The organism is Algoriphagus sp. AK58, from assembly GCF_014324365.1.
In the GTDB taxonomy this organism is placed as follows: domain Bacteria; phylum Bacteroidota; class Bacteroidia; order Cytophagales; family Cyclobacteriaceae; genus Algoriphagus.
On sequence record NZ_QEIG01000008.1, the window covers coordinates 1 to 19,659 of the forward strand.

The following is a 19,659-nucleotide window of genomic DNA, read 5'->3' on the forward strand; positions in this document are numbered from 1 at the left end:
CTTCCGATTTCCTGTTTTTATTTCCCGTTCCTTCCGAACAGGGTTGCAAAAGTAAGAAGATCTTTTCACCCCGCAAGAGAAATCTGAAAATATTTTTTTTTCTTTTTCCCTCCCCGAATTCCAGAATCAGATTCTATTCCTTTTCCAAATCTCTTCTACTCCCGATTTTCAATCTTACCCCCGTGCCGTTCGCGTCGTTTGGGAGTGCAAATATCTCCCTTTTTTTCTCCACAACAATAGCTAAGTAAGAAAAAACAGACATTTGCTTGTAATCAGTTGAAAATGATTGTGAAAAATTTCACAAAGACATTTAAAGATAATTGAAGGTTTTTCTGTTCTCTCATGACAAAAGTCACACAGGAAAATGAATAATATTTTGAAATACAATAGCTTGTCTAATACCTAAAGGAAGGAAGTGGTGAGTAATGCCTTTTTGCCTGATTTTTTGAAGAGAATACATACCGTATAGAAATTTCATGGGCTCCGCCGGTTCCATTTAATCCAAATTTTGATATCAGAAAATCAAAGCTGTAGCCCACATCCAAGCCTGATTCCAAACTAAGCCCAAGTAATGCAACCAAAGACTCATTGTTTGGCAATCCATATTTAGTGGGCAAGCCCCTATACCAAATCCCAAGGACTAGGGGTTCAAAGAAAAATTCGGTCCCAATATCCAATTGTGAAAATTGTCCCTGCATTTTGTAATTAAAACCTAGGGTAAAATACCTTTCCTGATCCGTATTGTTGAAAAAATCATTGATATCTCCCGGAGCAAGATCAAATCGATACCCACCATGGATCCCCGTTTTCATGGACAACTGATTAGTTCCCTCAGACAAATAACTTATTTCAGGCCTCAATAAATGAGCAACAGAAACACCGAACCAAACCTTATTCCCATAATAAATCAATCCGGCATTAGCGTCTGCAGCCCGAATTTGACTATCCCCTTCAAAGCTTTCCCCTGGTTGACCTATTATGATACCTTTATCAATATCCAATTGGCTACCTAAAATTACCTGATCAAAAAAAGCATCTCTTGACACAAAGCTGCCCTGTATACCTGCTTGTATAAAGTCGGTTTCAGATAGATTAAGACGATAACTGTACACTAACCCGATTTCTCTGGTGCTAGTCTGTGTGAAAGATTCGTTGGCTCCCTGAAGAATCAACCCAAACCCTGAATTAATTCTCTCTTCGTAGTGATCAAAATAAGCGGTATACGCTATAAATGTTTGGTCCAAACCTGGCCATTGATTTCTAAAATTGAGACCAAATCTACTTTTGTCTGTATTACCAGCCGTGGCTGGATTCAAATAGATGGGATTTGCATAATACTGACTGTATTGAATGTCCTGAGCTTCCGTCATCCCAAAAACCCAAATTGCCAATGAAAACAATAAAACTGATTTTTTCATCGGATTAACCTGAATTTACCACTCTCCCTGACTACCTCTCTGTCGATGGAGGTTCCGTTGAACCTAAAAAAATATACTCCTGCGTCTTGTAACTTTCCTTCAAAGGTTCCATCCCACCCTTTTGTCTCCAATTCATCGGATTGAAAGATAAGCTCTCCCCAAGTATTGAAAATCAATAACTCCAAATTTGCCAAGCCTTTCCATTTAGGCAAAAAAGTGGCATTTTGGGAGTCCAGTGGGGTAAATCCTGTGGGAAACATCACCCGATAACTTCGGTTAATGACTACTGTTTTTTCCACAGAAGCAGAACATCCCAGCGAATCCGTGACTGTCAATCTAACCCGAAATTCCCCTTTCTTACCAAAAACGTGAATGGGGTTTGCTTCTGTTGACGTTTTCCCATCTCCAAATTCCCAATTCCACTGGATAATTTCTGAATCTTCCAAAACTGAAAATTCGATGGGATCATCAGGAAAAATCCCTCCGCTTGAATCATCTTTGATATCTGTCCCTTCTACAGTAAAATCAAAATCAGCAATCAACTCCTCCTCTCTAATGACTACGGTCAATTGAACCGGTTCAGAATAGCAATCCAGACTTTTTAACTTCACCTGTAATTGATAAGTACCAGACCGATTTACTTTCCGCAACTCCAAATTGGAATAGCGTATTCCTTGTCCAGTCAATAAATAGTCATATTTCACAGGATCGAACCCAGGAATAATAGCTGTCACATCCAGTTCGGAGCCGGGAAGGCACGCCACCAAAGGATTGGAAAAAGTGAGCTCAGGAGTCTTAGGGTACTCCACCAGAATAGAGTTGGAAACCACCGGACAACCTTTAGCATTGAACGCACGAATTTCATAGCTCCCTCCTTCACTTACAAAGAGAGAAGAACCTGTTTGATTTGGTAGGATCTCCCCATTTTTCAACCATTCATACCGAACATACTCTTCCTCTCCAATACCCTCAAGAAAGGCGGTTTGGCTTGGACACAGTTGGACATTTTCTCTGATCTCATTTTCTCCCTGAATTAATAGGTTAATTGGCTTTGGAGATGCATTTATATCCAAGGTGATTGAATTACCCGAAGAAGTCTTACCATAATTATCCGTGATGGTATAATAGACTGTGACTTTCTTACCGATGAATTCTTCATTAGGGGTAAATGTAAATCCTCCCGCGTTGTCACTTGCCCGAAAAATACCCTCGGGTAAAACCAAAAATCTATTTTGCTCAAGACACCTTGCTTGGGTACAAACATCACCCTCATTGATCTCTATTTCCTCTTTAGACTTGAAAAACTGGAGGCATCTGATCGTACTGTTTTCATTAGGAAGAGTAACATCTTCATCTTTGATGAAAAACTGATTCTCCTGTCCGGCACAAGAAGTAAAATCCTGAAGATCGATACCTTGAGGATCCTTTAATTGATTATCGGCAGAAACCTCCACCTTTAGGTTTCTGATTTCATGAAAATTATTAAATCCTCCTGTTGATGCTGCAAATCCTATTTTCAAATTCTTAGGTGCAGGAAAGTAAAATGGCCTGTCAAAAATAGTGACCTCACGAGGGAGATTTTCTTGTGTAGTAACCAGCATCGACAATGACAAAAAAAATCCCACACCATCTGGATTGGGCTGGAGTTCTAGGTTTACCCTTCGGTATCCTGGAATCTTTGGGTCAGTCACTCGGGAAGTGCCTGATCCGCCTGAACTGATGGGGAATTGCGCCCCTGGATTGAAGCCATCTTTATCACTACCCACTTCCATGGTTTTTCTTCCCACAACAAAAGGATAACCATTAAGCCCGTTACCTGGACCTCGAAGTACTATTGAATTTGGAGCCCGGCCATTCTGATCCAAAGCGGAGAATCCACCTATCTTTCCTTCAATTGTGGTTCCAAAATTCCCAAATACATCAAATCCAACTCCCAAATAAGCATTTGACAAACCCGGTTCAGAACCTCTTTGAGCATAACCTAATGAACCACCAAATCCCCCTGGGAAAAAACTAGTTGCATCCCCGTCAAATAAAAACATCGAAAGCCCATCTGCCTGAAATAATCCAGTCCCTCCATAAATAAAAAACTCAAATTCAACTTTTAAACCATAAGTTGACGGAAAAGGAACATCAATATAAACAAAGCCCCGCTGGTCATTAATATTTTCTGTGAGCCTAAGCACTCCATTGATTAATCTGGCATTCCCCCCAAAAATTGTCTTGGCTTGAGTATTTGGAGTTTGAAAGCTCTCACAATAGGGAAACCCAATCTGAGAGAATGCCGGCGTCCCTCCAGCAATCCAAAAAATAATCCAGACGATAACTTTCAGTCCCTTCACTTCCTTTCAAAATATTTCTATAAATAAAATGAGAAGCCCTCTAAAAACAAAAGCTCTTGGACGTCATGGCCAAGAGCTTTCCTAGAAAATCGTGCTTTTACCTTATTTCATAATTGTCTGGACCCGATCTGGCCCTACTGAAACCAATTTGATCGGAACATTTAATTCACTTTCCAAATAAGAAACATATTCCTTTAATTCAGTTGGAAAATCATTATAAGATCTTACCTCCGCTAAGGAGCAATTCCATCCCTTCATAGTTCTGTAAACAGGTTTCACATCCATATCTGTGATTTCGAAGGTGAGCTTGTCAATTTTTTCACCATTGGGCAATTCATAGTGGGTACAAACCAGAATCTCTTCAAAAATATTCAGCACATCTGCTTTCATCATAAAGAGTTGGGTTACCCCATTGATCATGATGGAATATTTCAAAGCCGGCAGGTCAAGCCAACCACACCTACGAGGACGCCCTGTAGTACTTCCATACTCATTTCCCTCTTTCCGCATAGCCTCTCCGGTCTGGTCAAATAACTCTGTAGGAAAAGGACCGCTACCCACTCGGGTGCAGTAAGCCTTGAAAATCCCAAATACTTCTCCTATTCGCGAAGGAGCAACTCCTAATCCAGTACATGCCCCAGCTGTCATCGTATTGGAACTGGTCACAAAAGGATAACTACCAAAATCCACATCCAGTAAAGACCCTTGCGCCCCTTCGGCCAAAATCCTCTTATTGGAAGCTAAAGCTTCATTTACGACATATTCACTATCGATGAGGTTAAGGGTTTTGATAAAATCCACGGCTTCAAAAAACTGCTTTTCCATTTCATCCAATTGATCCGTGGGAAAATTGTAAAATGAAAGGGTAGTCTTATGTTTTTCAAGCAGAGCATCGTATTTTTCTCTGAACTCAGGGCTCAGGATATCACCAATTCTCAATGCAGAACGACCGATTTTATCCTGATAAGTGGGGCCGATTCCTTTTAAGGTAGATCCGATCTTTTTATCTCCTTTGGATTGTTCATAAGCAGCATCCAAAAGCTTGTGTGTAGGAATGATAATGGTGGCTTTCTTAGAGACCACCAGATTCTTCCTGTAATCAATGGAAAATTTCCCAAGTCCTTCAATTTCTTTTTTGAGAATAATGGGATCCAAAACGACTCCATTACCAATAATATTAAGGATTTGGGAACGGAAAATTCCGGAAGGAATCTGATGGAGCACGTGCTTGATTCCGTCAAACTCCAAAGTATGCCCTGCGTTTGGACCACCTTGGAAACGGGCAACCACCTCATATTGAGGAGCAAGCACATCCACAATTTTACCTTTTCCTTCATCTCCCCATTGGAGACCCAGCAATACATCCATCTTCATCTGATGTGAGATCTAAGCTTTTTATAAGAGTTTTTAAAGGCCGAAATTTGCGATAAGGGCAAAGAAAACCAAGTGAAAAACCCTATTTATTATATACGGTCTATATTTCCCATCAAAAAAGCCCCTTCCGGGGCTAAGATTAACTCTTGATTTTGAAATCTTCCACCGAATCAAAAACAGTGAAAATGTTATTTAGCTTGGTAATGATCAAAAGCTTTTTGACGTGGTCTGAAGGGGAAGTCAGATAAACTTCTCCACCCACATTACGCATTTTAGTAAGCATGGTGATCAAAAGCCCGATTCCACTGGAACTGATATATCTCACCCCGCTAAGGTCTATCACAAAGGTTCTGGCTCCTTCCTGAATGGCATCGGAAACCACTTCTACAAGTTTGGGGCCTACCTCATCTCCGATCAAATCACCTTGAATGTGAAGATAGTGTGCTTTTTCGTCTCTGCTTAGATCGTAAGTCAGTTTCATGCGAGTTCTTTTTTGTTTTGGCAATTTTCCTTGGTGCAGTTTCCATAGAGAATCAGAGAATGATGCAGCACCTGGAAGTTCAAAATCTCTCCTACGGTATTCTGGATGTTTTGGATACGCGGATCACAAAATTCCAAAACCTGATTGCAGTCCACACAGATCAAATGATCATGTTGCTTGTATCCATAGGATTTTTCAAACTGAGCCAAATTTTTCCCGAATTGATGTTTCGTCACCAAATCGCACTCTACCAACAAGTCCAAGGTATTATAAACAGTCGCTCTACTCACCCGGTAATTCTTGTTTTTCATGCTGATGTAGAGACCTTCTACATCAAAATGACCGGTCCTGCTGTAGATTTCCTCTAAAATCGCATAGCGCTCAGGGGTCTTACGGAGTTTTTGGGTTTCGAGATAAGCGGTAAATATTTTCTTAACTTCTTCGAAATGGGAGGTATTCAAAGACATGCTTTTGTTTTTTTCGAAATATAACTTTTATGATCAACAAAAGATTCAAGTTTAATCAAACCTGGTCACCTTAATGATTCCTTCGACCTGCTGAAGATTTTTGATCAAATGATCCAGATGCTCGGTACTGTTTACATAAAGCTTGATTGTGCCTTCGAAAATTCCAGCATCGGAATCTACTGTAATCGAACGCATGTTTACTTTAAGCTCATTGGAAATTACTTTGGTCACATCGTTGATCAAACCTACCCGATCTGTCCCAACAATCCGTAATCCTGCAAGGAAGGCGATTTCTTTTTGACTGGTCCATCTGGCTTTGATCACTCGATTTCCATGATTTGACAACAGTTCCAAGGCATTAGGGCAGGAAGTCCTGTGGATTTTGATTCCCTCATTCACCGTCACAAAACCAAAAACATCATCTCCTGGAATAGGATTACAGCACTTGGCCAGAATATAATCCACCACATCCATATCTTCCCCGATGAGCAGCTGGTCATGATCTGGACCTTTTAAATTCTTTATTTCCTTGGTAAAGGTAGATTCATCTTTAACCTTTTCTGTGGCTTTCGCCTTAAGCCTCTGGTTTTCCTTGAATTCCTTGAAAGATTTGATGGAAGTGGGATCGATGATTCCCTTGCCAACTCTGTAATAGAATTCATTGGCTGTTTTTAACTCAAAATAAGCCCTTAATTGTTCGACAACTTCAGATGTAAAATCCAACTTCATGGCTTTCAGCTTTCGCTGGACTATCTCTCGGCCATCCATGACAGCCGATTTTTTCTCCTCCCTTAATGCATCTTTTATTTTCGCCTTTGCCCGGGAGGTGACTACGTTATTTAACCAGTCTTCTGTGGGCTTTTGCTTATTGGAGGTAAGAATCTCAACCTGATCCCCATTTTTGAGCTTATGAGTAATGGGTACTAATCGTTGATTGACTTTGGCACCGATGCATTTAGCACCTATTTCAGTATGGATTTCAAAAGCAAAATCCAATGCTGTAGCTCCATGAGGCAGGACTTTCAGATCTCCTTTTGGAGTAAATACAAATACTTCATCGTGGAAAAGATTTCCGCGAAAGTCATCCATAAATTCAATTGCGTTGCCGTCATTGGACTCTAGCATACTTCTCACCTGATTGATCCATTCATCCAATCCCGAACCTGACTTTCCGGAGGAATCTTTATCCTTGTATTTCCAATGCGCGGCATATCCTCGTTCCGCAATTTCATCCATTCTAGTAGTTCGGATTTGCACCTCAACCCACTGCCCAGTATTACTCATTACGGTGGTGTGAAGGGATTCATATCCGTTAGATCTTGGCGTACTTATCCAGTCTCTTAACCGGTCTGGATTGGGACGGTAAAAGTCTGTAACAATAGAATACACCTGCCAACAGTCTGCTTTTTCATCATCGAGTTCACTGTCGAGAATAATTCGGATTGCGAAAAGATCATAGACTTCTTCAAAGGGAATCCCCTGCTTCTTCATTTTATTATAAATGGAGTACACAGACTTAGGACGTCCTTTGATGGCAAACTTAAATCCCTGCTTGGTCAACTCATCCTCAATAGGCTGGATGAAGTTCTTGATAAACTTATTTCGGTAGCTTTTCGACTCATTGATTTTTTTGACAATCTCCTTGTAGGTCTCGGTATCCGTGTATTTCAAATACAGGTCTTCCAATTCCGATTTAATGGCATATAAGCCAAGGCGGTGTGCCAGAGGAGCATATAAATACATGGTCTCCGAAGCAATTTTCAATTGCTTATTTCTAGGCATACTGGAGAGCGTTCTCATGTTGTTGAGTCTGTCGGCCAGTTTGATCAAAATTACCCTTACATCGTCAGAAAGGGTAAGCAGCATTTTCCGAAAGTTTTCTGCTTGCTGAGAGCTTCCATACTCAAACACTCCGGAAATCTTGGTTAAGCCATCAATGATGGTCATGACCTTATGCCCAAACTCCCTCTCAATATCCTCCAGCTCCATATCAGTGTCCTCGACCACGTCATGAAGCAAAGCAGATATAATTGAGGTAGTCCCCAAGCCGATCTCCTCCACACAAACCAAGGCAACTTCAAGTGGGTGATAGATGTAAGGTTCTCCGGATTTGCGCCGCATGTCCTTGTGTGCCTCCAGTGAAATGTTAAAAGCTTTTTTTATGAGCTTGGTATCTCCTGGTTTTAGGACTGGCTTTGCCTGACGAAGCAATTTTCGATAGCGTTTAAGAATCTCTTTTCGTTCTTCTTCGACATCCACTTGGATCATGTGAGGGAAATTTTAATTCAAATTTGGGGGTGATTGTACTTGATTCAACTTTTTCTGGAAATATTTTTTCACTGGCTTGCGAAAAATTAGAATATGTCTTTACCTTTGCAACCACAATTAGAAAGCGAGATCATTTGATCAAATAATCTCGGTCTGATTGAATCCAATGCGGATGTGGCGAAATTGGTAGACGCACTAGACTTAGGATCTAGCGCCGCGAGGCATGGGGGTTCGAGTCCCTCCATCCGCACAGCACAAGCCCTCAATCACTCCACTGTTTTGATCAGACAGGAAAGAGATTGGGGGTTTTTAGTTCAACATCTGTTTAATTCGATACACCTTGGAAATTACACTAGACAAGCATTCAGCAAATCAGGCTTCTATTAAAATTAAGCTAAATGAAGCAGATTATCAACCAAAGGTTGATGCCAAACTAAAGGACTATGCTAAAAAAGCCGTGATCAGAGGATTCCGACCCGGAAAAGCCCCTGTCGGAATGGTGAAAAATATGTACGGCGTATCTCTTTTGGTAGAAGAAATCAACACCATTTTGGGTGAGTCACTGAATAATTATCTGAAAGAACAAACTTTCAAAATCCTAGGTGAGCCACTTCCTGTAGAAAAAGAAGATAATTCAATTGACTGGAAAACTCAGAAAGAATTTGAATTTGAATACAAAATCGGATTTGTGGAAGGCATTTCTTTATCCTTGGACAATGCGACTAAGGGCACAAAATATTCCATCAAAGTCGATGAAAAATTGATTAATGAAACCATCGAGAACCTCAAATCTCAATATGGTGAAAGTTCAAATCCTGAATCGTCAGAGGCAGGAGATCATATCTATGGAGACCTGAAATCCATGGAAGGAGAATTATCCAAAACGCTTTCTTTAGATACCGACAAGGTATCAAAGAAACTTGCCGCAAAGTTCATAGGTGTCAGAAAAGATACTGTAGTTGAGTTTGAAGCAAAAGAAGTGAAGAAGGATGAGTGGTCAGAAGCATTCGGCCTTAGCGCTGAAGAAATTGAAAGCGCGAAAGGTGGATTTACCTTCACGGTAAAAAATATTAACAGAACCACCGAAGCTGAGCTGAATCAGGACTTTTTTGACAAGATCTTCGGACCTGACCAAGTTAAGTCAGAAGAAGAGTTCGTCAATAAGGTAAAAGAAACTCTTCAAAGCAGCTATGACCGTGAATCCAAGGTCTTCACTGAAGAAGAACTAAAGAAAGTACTCGTAGAAAAAGCCAATATTTCACTCCCTGATGACTTCCTCAAAGAATGGCTTCTCAGAGCAAATGAAGGAAAAGTGTCCCAGGCTGACGTAGAAAACGAGTATCCTATTTATGCGAAGCAACTGACTTGGTCTTTGATCTCCAATCAAATTGCAAAAGAAAATGGCATCCAGGCTGAGCATGCTGATGTCCTCGAAAAAACCAAAGAAATGATCCGAGAGCAGTTTGCATCTTCAGGACTTGGCTCCCAACTGGAAGCAAGTATGGATCTTTTTGTAGACAATTACCTAAAAGGAAACGAGGGCCAAAACTACATGAACATGCTTACTTCTGTGCAGAATGACAAAGTGCTTGCCCTAGTTCAGGAGAAAATCGATTTGAGCGAAAAGAGTATCACGATCGACGAATTCAAGGAACTTTTGGAAAAGTAAATCGATTATAGAACGTATATTAAAAAGTCCTTTTTTAAAGGACTTTTTTATTTTTGTTCACCACAACAAACTCAACAATGATCAACAAAGAAGAATTTAGAAAATACGCCATTCACAATCAAGGCGTAAGCGGGACGGCATTTGACCAATACACTACCCATATCGAAAACATGACCCGCGCGGTCATCGAGGAGCGTCCATCAAACTTTAGAGAAATCGATGTTTTTTCAAGACTGATCATGGACCGAATCATTTTCTTGGGAACTCCGGTGGACGACCATATCGCCAACATCATCATCGCTCAGCTCCTTTTCTTGGAATCGGTAGATGCTAAAAAAGACGTACTTCTTTACATCAACAGTCCCGGAGGGTCGGTAACAGCAGGTTTGGGAATCTATGACACCATGCAATACATCGGTCCTGATGTAGCAACGATCTGTACCGGAATTGCCGCATCTATGGGGGCTGTGCTCTTGGCAGGAGGAGCAAAAGACAAGAGATCTGCTCTTCAGCACTCTAGGGTAATGATTCACCAGCCATCGGGAGGAATGCAAGGCCAATCCAAAGACATGGAAATATCTCTAAAGCTGATTTTGGCTATGAGACAGGAACTTTATCAGATTTTGGCTAATCACACCGGAAAAACATTTGAAGAAATCGAGCGTGACTCCGACAGGGACTACTGGTTGAGAGCTCCTGAGGCCAAAGAATACGGCTTAATTGATGAAGTTTTGGTAAAAAAATCTAAATAATGGCTCAAGTTACCTGCTCCTTTTGCGGCAGAAATAAAAAAGATGTAGATCTGATGGTATCGGGCATATCTGCCCATATCTGTAATTTCTGCATCGAACAAGCTCATTTAATCCTTGGGGAAGAGGAAAAAACCAAGAAATCCACTTCAAAACCCAAGTTTAAACTCAAAAAACCAAAGGAGCTGACAGCCTACCTCGACCAATATGTCATTGGTCAGGAGGATGCCAAAAAAGTCCTTACTGTAGCGGTGTATAATCACTATAAGCGTCTCCAACAAAAGGAAGATCATGATGAAATAAAGATTGAAAAATCCAATATCATCATGGTGGGCGACACCGGAACGGGAAAGACCTATTTGGCGAAAACCTTGGCAAAAATCCTGGAGGTACCCTTCTGTATTGCCGACGCGACCGTTTTGACCGAAGCCGGCTACGTAGGTGAAGATGTGGAAAGTATTCTTACCCGTCTTCTACAGGCCGCCGACTATAATGTAGAAGCGGCAGAAAGAGGCATTGTCTACATTGATGAGATAGATAAGATCGCACGCAAGTCTGACAATCCTTCCATCACTCGCGATGTAAGTGGTGAAGGAGTACAGCAGGCTATGCTCAAACTGCTGGAAGGAACCGTGGTAAACGTACCTCCACAAGGCGGCCGAAAGCATCCTGATCAAAAAATGATCGCTGTAAACACAGAAAATATTCTATTTATCTGCGGAGGAGCATTTGACGGAATTGCAAGACATATCGGAAAGCGCCTGAACACCCAGCCTTTGGGATTCAGCAAAACTTCCGGAAGTTTGTCTGCAGACCGGGAAAACCTCCTTCAATATGTCACCGCACAGGATCTGAAGGCTTTCGGGCTAATTCCGGAATTGATTGGACGACTTCCTGTATTGACTCACTTAGATCCTTTGCACAAGGATGCTTTGAAGCGAATCCTCACTGAACCTAAAAACGCCTTGGTCAAGCAATACACCAAACTGTTATCTATGGAAGGTGTGACCCTGAAGTTTGAAGAAAGCGCTTTAGACTTCATCGTGGATAAAGCAGTAGAATATAATCTTGGTGCGCGTGGTCTCCGCTCTATTTGCGAAGCCATCATCACGGATGCGATGTATGAAGTCCCTTCAGATGAAAGCATCAAAGAGCTCGTAATCGACGAAGAATACGCAAAATCACAGTTTGATAAATCGAAATTCAAACGACTCCAAGTAGCCTAAAAACAGAAACCCCGGCATTGTCGGGGTTTTGTTGTTTTAGATCAGTTTTAAAGGAAGATTATTCAGCTCTTTTCCCTAAGATCAAGCTTGCCGTCGTATCTGATGCTGACTCCTCCCCTATTTTTTCTCTGATCAGATCATAACCTTGGAGCATTTCTCCTTTATATACCACATTGGTGAAAATCCGCTGAAGTTCGGCTCGAAGGTTTTCGATTGAAAAGTCATCTTGAATCAATTCCCTTACCACTTCTTTGCCCGCAATTAGATTGGGAAGTGAAATAAAGGGAACGCGAATCAGTCGCTTGGCAATCTGGTAAGAAATGGGGGAAGTCCTATAAACCACAATCTGAGGCACACGGAACAAAGCTGTCTCCAAAGTGGCTGTTCCGGAGGTCACTACCGCAGCAGTAGCATGAGAAAGCAAATCATACGTTTGGTCAAATACCAGCTTGATTCCTGCTTTTCTGGCAGGTTCATATACTTCTTTCGGCACACTGTCAACGCCAGCTACCACAAACTGGGAATTGGGAAACTCTTTAACTAAGGAAATCATTCTATCCAACATGGCATTAATTTCCTGCTTTCTGCTGCCAGGCAACAATGCGATAATAGGCTGATAGCTTAACTCATTCTTTTGAAAGAAAAAGTCATGGGGAGTAAACTTCCTGATTTCATCCAAAAGAGGATTGCCTACATAGTGAACCTTCATGCCAAACTTGGTAAAAAAATCAGGCTCAAAGGGTAGAATAGAATAAATCTGATCCGTAGTTTCTTTCAGCTTAAGTGCTCGCTTTTGGTTCCATGCCCAGACTTTAGGAGGAATATAATAATGCACCGCGATCCCATTTTTCTTCGCGAAAGCGGCAATTTTCATATTAAATCCTCCAAAGTCAACCAATATCAAGGTATTTGGCTTGTACTCTAAAAGGTCTCTTTTGACTAGATTGAGGTATTTCAACACTTTTCTAAACCCCAAAACAACCTCCAAAAAACCCATTAAGGCCACCTCTGAGTAATCTACAGCCAAGTCGACGCCTGCTTCACGGGAATAATTCCCTCCCATTCCACGAAACTTAATCGATGAATCTTGAGACTTAATAGCCCGAACTAGATTGGAAGCATGCAAGTCACCTGATCGTTCGCCTGATATGATGTAGATTTTGTTCATAGAACTAACCAAAATTGGGACTCTAAAAGAAAAGTAGGCTGAGGTGCCTACTTGAAATTAATCGTTACTCACCAAAATACTCTACAAAATTACGCGGAGTCTCATAGAGGGTCAATTTATACAATCCTCCCTGTTTGGTAATTTCTTTGACAGCAGGCGCGAGTATCTTCCAGAACTCCATAACCAAGGTCTCACAGCTGGCCAATTTCCCCTTCATAAAATCCACGTCCACATTCAGGTTTTTATGATCCACCTTGTCGATTACCAACAGTCTAATCAAGGTGCTTAATTTTTTTAAATCCACCACAAAACCCGTCTCTGGATCAGGAAGTCCTTTTACTGTCACAATCAGTTCGAAGTTATGACCGTGCCAATTGACGTTTGCGCATGGGCCAAAAACCTCAAAATTCTTTTCATCAGACCAACTGGGATTCCAAAGCTTATGGGCCGCGTTGAAATGTTCCTTACGGGAAACGTAAATCATCTTTTCTAAAACTAGTTGGCAAAAGTATAAAAAAAGTCCCTTAATGGAAATTAAGGGACTTGAGTATGAGAAAACAAGGCATTCTAATTCAGCTGTCTGATCAGCGCGACTACATCTGACTGGTTTTTTAAATTAAGTTTTTGGCTTTTGATGATCGTGTTGACTTTATCGACGTCATTGCCAAAAATCTTCTGCAGATCTTTTCCCTTGTTTTTCAAAAGGAAAATCTCTCCATCCTTTTCTATAAAGAACTCCTCTTGATTCTGAAAAACTTTGGCTCCCTGGGCTCCATAAGTAGCAGATACGTCATCCATCATCAATTTGTACTGATGAAGCAGCAAGGTATACTTGCCCTTTTCCAAAACCCTTAAAAACCGCTTTTTCGAAAGAGTCGGAATGGTAAATTCGGAGGTAAATTCAATCTTTTCACCTGATTCAGTTGAATAAAAAAATCCAGCTAATTTTTCCGGTGAGTAAGAAAACAAAGACCCTTCAAATTTATATTCCAGAGTGTTTTCATACCCATTCAATGCAATCTGCAAGCCATCGACAGTTTGACCATTGGGAAGAACCAAGGTTCCCATCCTGAATTCCTCAAAATATTGAGATCCTTTTACTTCTCTGTAAGCATTGGTCAAAATTGGATTACCTGTACCATTGTCTCTCAACACCGCAAGTTGGGCATTTGAAAGAACCGGCAAAAACAAAAGAAATGTAATCGTAATTATAAAACTAAATTTTCTCATGGTAGTAAGGGAAAAAAAGACCGGAAGAACCGGTCTTTTTGAATTAATAAAGATACAATTAGACCTTATGGATTTGGTCTGGTAATTCTGATTTGAACCTGATTGTGGTTTTGGCTGGATCCGATAGCAGCATTGCCATCCAATTGCAGCAACAAATCCACACTACCTCCAAGACGACCCGTATTGGCAATATTCACGGTCACTGTACCAAAGCTTGAGCCAGCTGGGATAGTCACAGTACCAGATGTGGTAAAGTCAGTCCCTGAAACAGCAGTAGTACCAGTTGGAACCACTGAATAAGCAATGGTTTCGTCACTTGTTCTGTGAGCACCGATCAAGTTAACTTGAAGACTCACTGTACCAACAGTATTGGCTACAGTAATTCTGGGATACTTTTGACCGGTAACTGGGGCCCTTACTACAGCATCCTGGAATTCAACCAAAGCACCTTCCCATACAGGGTAGTTCTGTTCAATACAGGAAGAGAAAACAAGAACTAAGGCCAGAGTTAATAAAGAAAATAACTTTTTCATGATTTCTGATTTTAGTAGCCTCTGTTTTGGTTAAGATTTGGATTACCGTCAACCTCTCTTTGTGGGATTGGAGGCAAGATTTTGAAGTCGTCGAATGGAAGATTCACAGCTGGAGTAGTCTTCACAATTGGTCTACCATTTCTTTTTAAATCAAAGAAACGCTGACCTTCGAAGGCGAACTCTTTAAATCTTTCCAAAAGGATCTCCTCAAGAAGCGCATCTCCGGAAAGGTTAACCGCTGTCAAACCTCTTAGGGCTTTGAATGCATTCAATTCATTAAGTGCATCGGTAGCATTACCCAATCTGAAATTAGCCTCAGCTCTGTTTAGATGCATTTCAGACTTTCTGATCACAGGCACATTGTCCGCATAGGCGAAACCTGATTTCGACATAAACTTGGTACACTCGATCTGACGGCCAGCACCTCTTACGGTGTTACCAGTAGTGTAAAGCTGTGCTCTTACGTCTGAGTTTCTGTTTACGTCCCAGTTGTTGTTATCTGAAGCTGGGTTACCAATCTGAAGTGGAGTCAATCCGAAGAAACCTCTAACAGTAGCATTTGGAATGAAATCACCCCAACCACCCTGAGAGTTCTTGTTTGACAAGTTCAATAGAGCAGTGTAGGAAGACTGAAGAGACTCATTCACACCAATGGATTCTTCTGCCAAAGCAAAACGAACTTCAAACATAGACTCTGGATTTACAGGAGTTCTCCATCCGTTTACGTAAGCAGAACCGGAAAGCACGGTGCCGACATTGCTGGAAAGAGCAGCAGTTGATTCAGCAACTACTTTTGCCCAATCACCTCTGTATAAAGCAACTCTTGAGAGCAATGCAGAAGCGGCACCACCGGATGCATACTGAACACCTCTTGATGTAAGAAGCCGTTTTGCATCTTCCAAATCGGTGTAGATCTGGGTATAAACCTGATCAATTGTGGCTCTTGGAGTCTGACGGTTAAGCGCATCTCCTGAGGTAATCACACCTTCTGTAACCAAAGGAATACCACCTTCATCTGTCACACCTGCCTGGAAAATAGCAGTTGGAATGTAAGAATATACCTTAACCAAATCGAAGTAGTAAAGCGCTCTTAAGAATTTCGCTTCACCTTCCCAACGGGCCAATTGTGCAGCAGAAGCACCCTGTACACCAGGTAATCCCGCTAAAATCAAGTTAATTTCATTGATAGCAAAGTAGGAGTTTTGCCAGAAACCTGCTTGAAAATGCGCGTTTGGTTGGTTGTTGTTCTCACCAATCAAACGTCCTGAGTTACTGGTCGTCTGACCCACATCTGCCAAGGCATCAGCCAAAGCGAACAAGTCTCGACCATAATTTCGAACAGATCTTAATCTCGCATAAACTGAGTTAAGAGCTGCATCTACCGCATCAGGGGTATTCAATGCACCATTGGCATCAATGGATTGCCTTGGATCTACCTGAAGCAGGCTATCGCAGGAACTAACCAGGAAAGTACCTGCAAGCGCCAGAGATAAGAAAGCTTTATTTATAAATTTCATGTTTTTTTTCCTTTAGGTGATTAGAAGCCTATTTGAACACCGATAGTGTAGTTCTTTGTCAAAGGGATCTGACCTGTACCTGCACCGGTAAATTCAGGATCATAACCAGGATAATCGGTGTATGTCCACAAATTCAGGCCTTGCGCATAAATTCTTGCTCTTGAAAGACCGATTTTGCTAACCAATGTAGGATTGAAGGTATAACCTACAGTCACCTGCGACAAACGGATGAAGTCTGCTTTAAGAAGGCCAGCTGAACCAGAGTTTCTACCTGCACCTCTGACTTCATTACCACCGTTAGTCTTTACGTCTCTTGGGATATCAGTAATTTGTCCAGGTTCAGACCATTTTCTGCTATCTACTTCTCTTAGAACGTTAAGCGCTAGTCGAGTACCATTTTCTCTCAAGAAACCATACTGTCCGTCGGATACTACAGCACCGTATTCATAAGTGAAGAACGCTGTCAATTCAAAGCCTTTGTAAGTGAACGTGTTGTTCAAACCACCAAAGTGAGTAGCAAGGTTAGAACCCTTGTATATTCGGTCCGCTGCCAAAGGAAGATACGTAATGTTTCTGTTGATATCATACCACATTGGACGACCGGTAGCTGGGTTAACACCTGCATATTCTGCCACAAACCATGCACCTGGCGCAGCAACCTGACCGTTAGGGTTACCTACCGGCTGGCCTACAGCAATACCTGGGTTAGCTGGAAGGAATTCCAAGCCATCATACAGGCTAATCACCTGGTTTTTAATGTAAGTGAAGTTGAAGCTAGTGTTCCATCTGAAACCGCTCTTATCGATATTCACAGTCGACACTTCAAATTCAATACCTTTGTTTTGGAGCTCACCCACGTTGTTAGCAATATCATTGAAACCGTTGGTCCACAATATTGGCTGGCTCAAAAGAAGATCTTTAGTTCTTCTGTCAAATACATCCACAGAGCCAGTTACTCTGTTTCCAAAGAATCCATAGTCCAAACCTAGGTTTAGAGTTGAGTTAGTTTCCCAACCCAAATTCAAGTTTGCAAGTGAAGTTGGACGGATACCGGCACTACCAGAGTAGTTACCTCCACCTCCATAAAGACCTCTTGCATCGAAGTTTCCGATTTGGTCGTTACCTGTCAAACCATAAGAGGCTCTTAACTTCATTTCAGAAACAACTGAGGAAGACTTAAGAAATTCCTCTTCTACCATGCTCCAACCTACTCTAATGGATGGGAACAAACCGTATCGGTTGTTTTCACCGAAGCGGGAAGAACCGTCATAACGAGCGGTAACAGTAGCCAAATACTTCTTCTTGTAGTCATAGTTTACAGAAGCAAAAGCTGAAGCTCTTCTGTATCCAGTCCAGAAACCGGTGATCGATTCAGGAGTAGCTGAAGATTGGATAGTTCTGAATTGGAAAGTTGGGAAACCGATACCTGCACCGGAAATACCTTCTCTGGTTTCAGACAAGTATTCCAAACCTAGAATAGCAGAAAGGTTGTGCACTCCATTGAAAGACTTATTCCAGTTCAAAGTCTGTGTGGTGATGAAACGAGTTCTCCAGTCAGACTGTACAGTGCTTCTACCTCTTACCCCTGCACCGTCTGGGGTACGTGGATCACGGTAGTTGTCACCCTGAAGCAATCTATAATCCAAACCGAACAAAGAACGGAATGAAAGATTGTCAAGGATTTTGTACGTTGTAATGATGTTACCTACCGCTGTGTTTGTTCTTTGAACACCTGAATTATATTCATTTACAAGCACAATATTTTGACCCAAAACACCGCGAATTGCAGTATTGAAGGTGCCATCTTCATTATAGATTGCGTTGTGAGGCAAAACAGCAGATGCGGAGAATGCAGGGTTACCCAAGAAAGCACCGTCTATTGAGAAAGGTACATTCTGCTGGAAGGTGGATAAGTTGATATTTGTCTCAATATTCAATCTATCGTTAGCCTGATGGGATAGGGCCACTCTTACAGTTCCTCTTTCAAAGTCCACAGGTCTGAAGGAAGATTCCTGATAGTTGTAAGATCCAGAAAGGAAGAAAGTCGTTTTGGCATCACCACCAGACACAGACATTTCATAGTTCTGAAGTCTACCTCTACCCATTACCTCTCTCTGCCAGTCATAAGTTGGAAGACCCAAACCGATATTATTCAATTCGTCTCTGGAAAGAGTCTGCCAGTTAGATGGCAATACACCCATACTATTTAGGGCATTAGCTTCTGGGTTTGCGTTTCCTGAGTTAATCCAAGCAGTTCTTTCTCTATCATACCACTCAGAACCGCCTAAAACGTCCAAAAATTTCATTGGCTGTGTTTCACCGGCGAAAGCATTGAATTCAAACTTAGCCTTTCCTTGCTTACCTTTTTTGGTCGTAATGATCACTACCCCGTTTGCAGCCTGAGAACCATAGATTGCTGCAGAAGCAGCATCTTTCAAGATCTCCATAGACTCGATGTCGTTAGGGTTCAAGAAGGCCAATGGGTTGGATTGAGTAAAGGCAGCATTGGACTGGTTGTTCAACTGTACACCATCCACAATAAAGAGTGGCTCGTTACCCGCGTTGATGGAGCCTACCCCACGGATACGGATGTTAACAGCACCACCTGGAAGACCGTTGGAAGATCTTACCTGCACACCTGCTGCCCGACCTTGCAAGGCACGGTCAAAAGATTGCAAAGGCAGGTTTTGGATGGCTTCACCTTTCACGGAAGAAACCGCACCGGTTACCTCACGCTTGGGTTGAGTACCATAACCTGTCACAATCACTTCCCCAAGAGCCGTTACATCGGATTCTAGAGCCACATTGATTGTGGTTCTGTTGCCGATGGTAACCTCTTGAGATCTTAGCCCCACAAATGTGAAGACCAAGACGTTGCTTCCGGCAGGGACGCTGATTGAATACTTACCATCAATATCAGTGGCAGTACCAATTGTGGTTCCCTTAACCAGAACTGTTGCACCTGGCACACCCAGACCATCTTCGGTCGAGGTCACTGTACCAGTGATCACGCGATCCTGAGCGAATGCCAACGCACCGGTCATGAAAAGCATGAGTCCTAGAAGTAAAACTTTCCTCATATTGGTTAAATTTTGGTTTAATAAACTCAATGATATTCCGAAATATTGAATATCTCAAATCGATTACCACGAACGGTGATGAAAAGTTTTAAGCATTGAAGGAGTCAAAAAACTCAGTTTTAAGATTAAAACAGAAT

The 19,659-nt window shown here is 41.7% G+C and carries 15 protein-coding genes and 1 tRNA gene; 4 read left to right on the top strand and 12 right to left on the bottom strand.

What is annotated here, in order from left to right; translation table 11 throughout:
- Positions 1–395: 395 nt before the first annotated feature.
- The 6 genes from DDT91_RS06885 to DDT91_RS06910 all read right to left on the bottom strand — a co-directional run bounded on the left by DDT91_RS06885 (position 396) and on the right by DDT91_RS06910 (position 8,350).
- Complete coding sequence (locus DDT91_RS06885) at positions 396–1,418, bottom strand: type IX secretion system membrane protein PorP/SprF (RefSeq protein WP_187175417.1); 1,023 nt, start codon at positions 1,416–1,418, stop codon at positions 396–398.
- On the bottom strand, positions 1,415–3,760 hold the full coding sequence (locus DDT91_RS06890; protein WP_370539298.1) for a PKD domain-containing protein: 2,346 nt from the start codon (positions 3,758–3,760) through the stop codon (positions 1,415–1,417). The genes DDT91_RS06885 and DDT91_RS06890 overlap by 4 nt, the downstream gene beginning before the upstream one ends.
- A 102-nt stretch (positions 3,761–3,862) precedes the next feature.
- Entirely contained in the window at positions 3,863–5,134 is a 1,272-nt protein-coding gene (locus DDT91_RS06895) for an adenylosuccinate synthase (protein WP_187175418.1), read from the bottom strand.
- Positions 5,135–5,273: 139 nt separating this feature from the next.
- Positions 5,274–5,615: an STAS domain-containing protein gene (locus tag DDT91_RS06900; RefSeq protein ID WP_187175419.1), complete on the bottom strand. Its 342-nt coding sequence runs from the start codon at positions 5,613–5,615 to the stop codon at positions 5,274–5,276.
- A complete protein-coding gene (locus DDT91_RS06905) occupies positions 5,612–6,082 on the bottom strand; it encodes a Fur family transcriptional regulator (RefSeq protein ID WP_187175420.1) in 471 nt (156 codons plus the stop codon). Before DDT91_RS06905 ends, DDT91_RS06900 begins: the two co-directional genes overlap by 4 nt.
- A 51-nt stretch (positions 6,083–6,133) precedes the next feature.
- Entirely contained in the window at positions 6,134–8,350 is a 2,217-nt protein-coding gene (locus tag DDT91_RS06910; protein WP_187175421.1) for a bifunctional (p)ppGpp synthetase/guanosine-3',5'-bis(diphosphate) 3'-pyrophosphohydrolase, read from the bottom strand.
- A gap of 168 nt (positions 8,351–8,518) precedes the next feature.
- On the opposite strand from DDT91_RS06910, the gene DDT91_RS06915 reads away from it, so the two are divergent.
- The 4 genes from DDT91_RS06915 to clpX all read left to right on the top strand — a co-directional run bounded on the left by DDT91_RS06915 (position 8,519) and on the right by clpX (position 11,994).
- Positions 8,519–8,600: transfer RNA gene (locus tag DDT91_RS06915), tRNA-Leu, on the top strand.
- A 90-nt stretch (positions 8,601–8,690) separates the two neighbouring features.
- Positions 8,691–10,019 carry a trigger factor gene (gene tig / locus DDT91_RS06920; protein ID WP_187175422.1) on the top strand — a complete coding sequence of 443 codons (1,329 nt, stop codon included), beginning with the start codon at positions 8,691–8,693 and terminating at the stop codon, positions 10,017–10,019.
- A 77-nt stretch (positions 10,020–10,096) separates the two neighbouring features.
- On the top strand, positions 10,097–10,771 hold the full coding sequence (locus DDT91_RS06925; RefSeq protein WP_187175423.1) for an ATP-dependent Clp protease proteolytic subunit: 675 nt from the start codon (positions 10,097–10,099) through the stop codon (positions 10,769–10,771).
- On the top strand, positions 10,771–11,994 hold the full coding sequence (clpX, locus tag DDT91_RS06930) for an ATP-dependent Clp protease ATP-binding subunit ClpX (RefSeq protein WP_187175424.1): 1,224 nt from the start codon (positions 10,771–10,773) through the stop codon (positions 11,992–11,994). Before DDT91_RS06925 ends, clpX begins: the two co-directional genes overlap by 1 nt.
- Positions 11,995–12,052: 58 nt before the next feature.
- Here the strand turns inward: clpX and lpxB are convergent, their stop codons facing one another.
- From lpxB to DDT91_RS06960, 6 genes are all read right to left on the bottom strand, one after another.
- Positions 12,053–13,162, bottom strand: coding sequence for a lipid-A-disaccharide synthase (gene lpxB, locus DDT91_RS06935; RefSeq protein WP_187175425.1), 1,110 nt, complete (start codon positions 13,160–13,162; stop codon positions 12,053–12,055).
- 64 nt (positions 13,163–13,226) lie between these two features.
- Positions 13,227–13,646 carry a 6-carboxytetrahydropterin synthase gene (locus tag DDT91_RS06940; protein ID WP_187175426.1) on the bottom strand — a complete coding sequence of 140 codons (420 nt, stop codon included), beginning with the start codon at positions 13,644–13,646 and terminating at the stop codon, positions 13,227–13,229.
- A gap of 83 nt (positions 13,647–13,729) precedes the next feature.
- A complete protein-coding gene (locus DDT91_RS06945) occupies positions 13,730–14,392 on the bottom strand; it encodes a hypothetical protein (RefSeq protein WP_187175427.1) in 663 nt (220 codons plus the stop codon).
- A 65-nt stretch (positions 14,393–14,457) separates the two neighbouring features.
- Positions 14,458–14,925, bottom strand: coding sequence for a DUF4843 domain-containing protein (locus tag DDT91_RS06950; protein WP_187175428.1), 468 nt, complete (start codon positions 14,923–14,925; stop codon positions 14,458–14,460).
- Positions 14,926–14,936: 11 nt separating this feature from the next.
- Positions 14,937–16,442, bottom strand: a complete 1,506-nt coding sequence (locus DDT91_RS06955; protein ID WP_187175429.1) for a RagB/SusD family nutrient uptake outer membrane protein — start codon at positions 16,440–16,442, stop codon at positions 14,937–14,939.
- A 20-nt stretch (positions 16,443–16,462) separates the two neighbouring features.
- Positions 16,463–19,522 carry a TonB-dependent receptor gene (locus tag DDT91_RS06960; protein WP_187175430.1) on the bottom strand — a complete coding sequence of 1,020 codons (3,060 nt, stop codon included), beginning with the start codon at positions 19,520–19,522 and terminating at the stop codon, positions 16,463–16,465.
- Between the last annotated feature and the right edge of the window lie 137 nt (positions 19,523–19,659).

Excerpts from the sequence above, each read along its gene's own strand:
- DDT91_RS06885 (WP_187175417.1), bottom strand. The coding sequence starts at position 1,418 with ATGAAAAAATCAGTTTTATTGTTTTCATTGGCAATTTGGGTTTTTGGG.
- DDT91_RS06895 (WP_187175418.1), bottom strand. The coding sequence starts at position 5,134 with ATGAAGATGGATGTATTGCTGGGTCTCCAATGGGGAGATGAAGGAAAA.
- DDT91_RS06900 (WP_187175419.1), bottom strand. The coding sequence starts at position 5,615 with ATGAAACTGACTTACGATCTAAGCAGAGACGAAAAAGCACACTATCTT.
- DDT91_RS06905 (WP_187175420.1), bottom strand. The coding sequence starts at position 6,082 with ATGTCTTTGAATACCTCCCATTTCGAAGAAGTTAAGAAAATATTTACC.
- DDT91_RS06910 (WP_187175421.1), bottom strand. The coding sequence starts at position 8,350 with ATGATCCAAGTGGATGTCGAAGAAGAACGAAAAGAGATTCTTAAACGC.
- DDT91_RS06925 (WP_187175423.1), top strand. The coding sequence starts at position 10,097 with ATGATCAACAAAGAAGAATTTAGAAAATACGCCATTCACAATCAAGGC.
- clpX (WP_187175424.1), top strand. The coding sequence starts at position 10,771 with ATGGCTCAAGTTACCTGCTCCTTTTGCGGCAGAAATAAAAAAGATGTA.
- lpxB (WP_187175425.1), bottom strand. The coding sequence starts at position 13,162 with ATGAACAAAATCTACATCATATCAGGCGAACGATCAGGTGACTTGCAT.
- DDT91_RS06940 (WP_187175426.1), bottom strand. The coding sequence starts at position 13,646 with ATGATTTACGTTTCCCGTAAGGAACATTTCAACGCGGCCCATAAGCTT.
- DDT91_RS06945 (WP_187175427.1), bottom strand. The coding sequence starts at position 14,392 with ATGAGAAAATTTAGTTTTATAATTACGATTACATTTCTTTTGTTTTTG.
- DDT91_RS06950 (WP_187175428.1), bottom strand. The coding sequence starts at position 14,925 with ATGAAAAAGTTATTTTCTTTATTAACTCTGGCCTTAGTTCTTGTTTTC.
- DDT91_RS06955 (WP_187175429.1), bottom strand. The coding sequence starts at position 16,442 with ATGAAATTTATAAATAAAGCTTTCTTATCTCTGGCGCTTGCAGGTACT.
- DDT91_RS06960 (WP_187175430.1), bottom strand. The coding sequence starts at position 19,522 with ATGAGGAAAGTTTTACTTCTAGGACTCATGCTTTTCATGACCGGTGCG.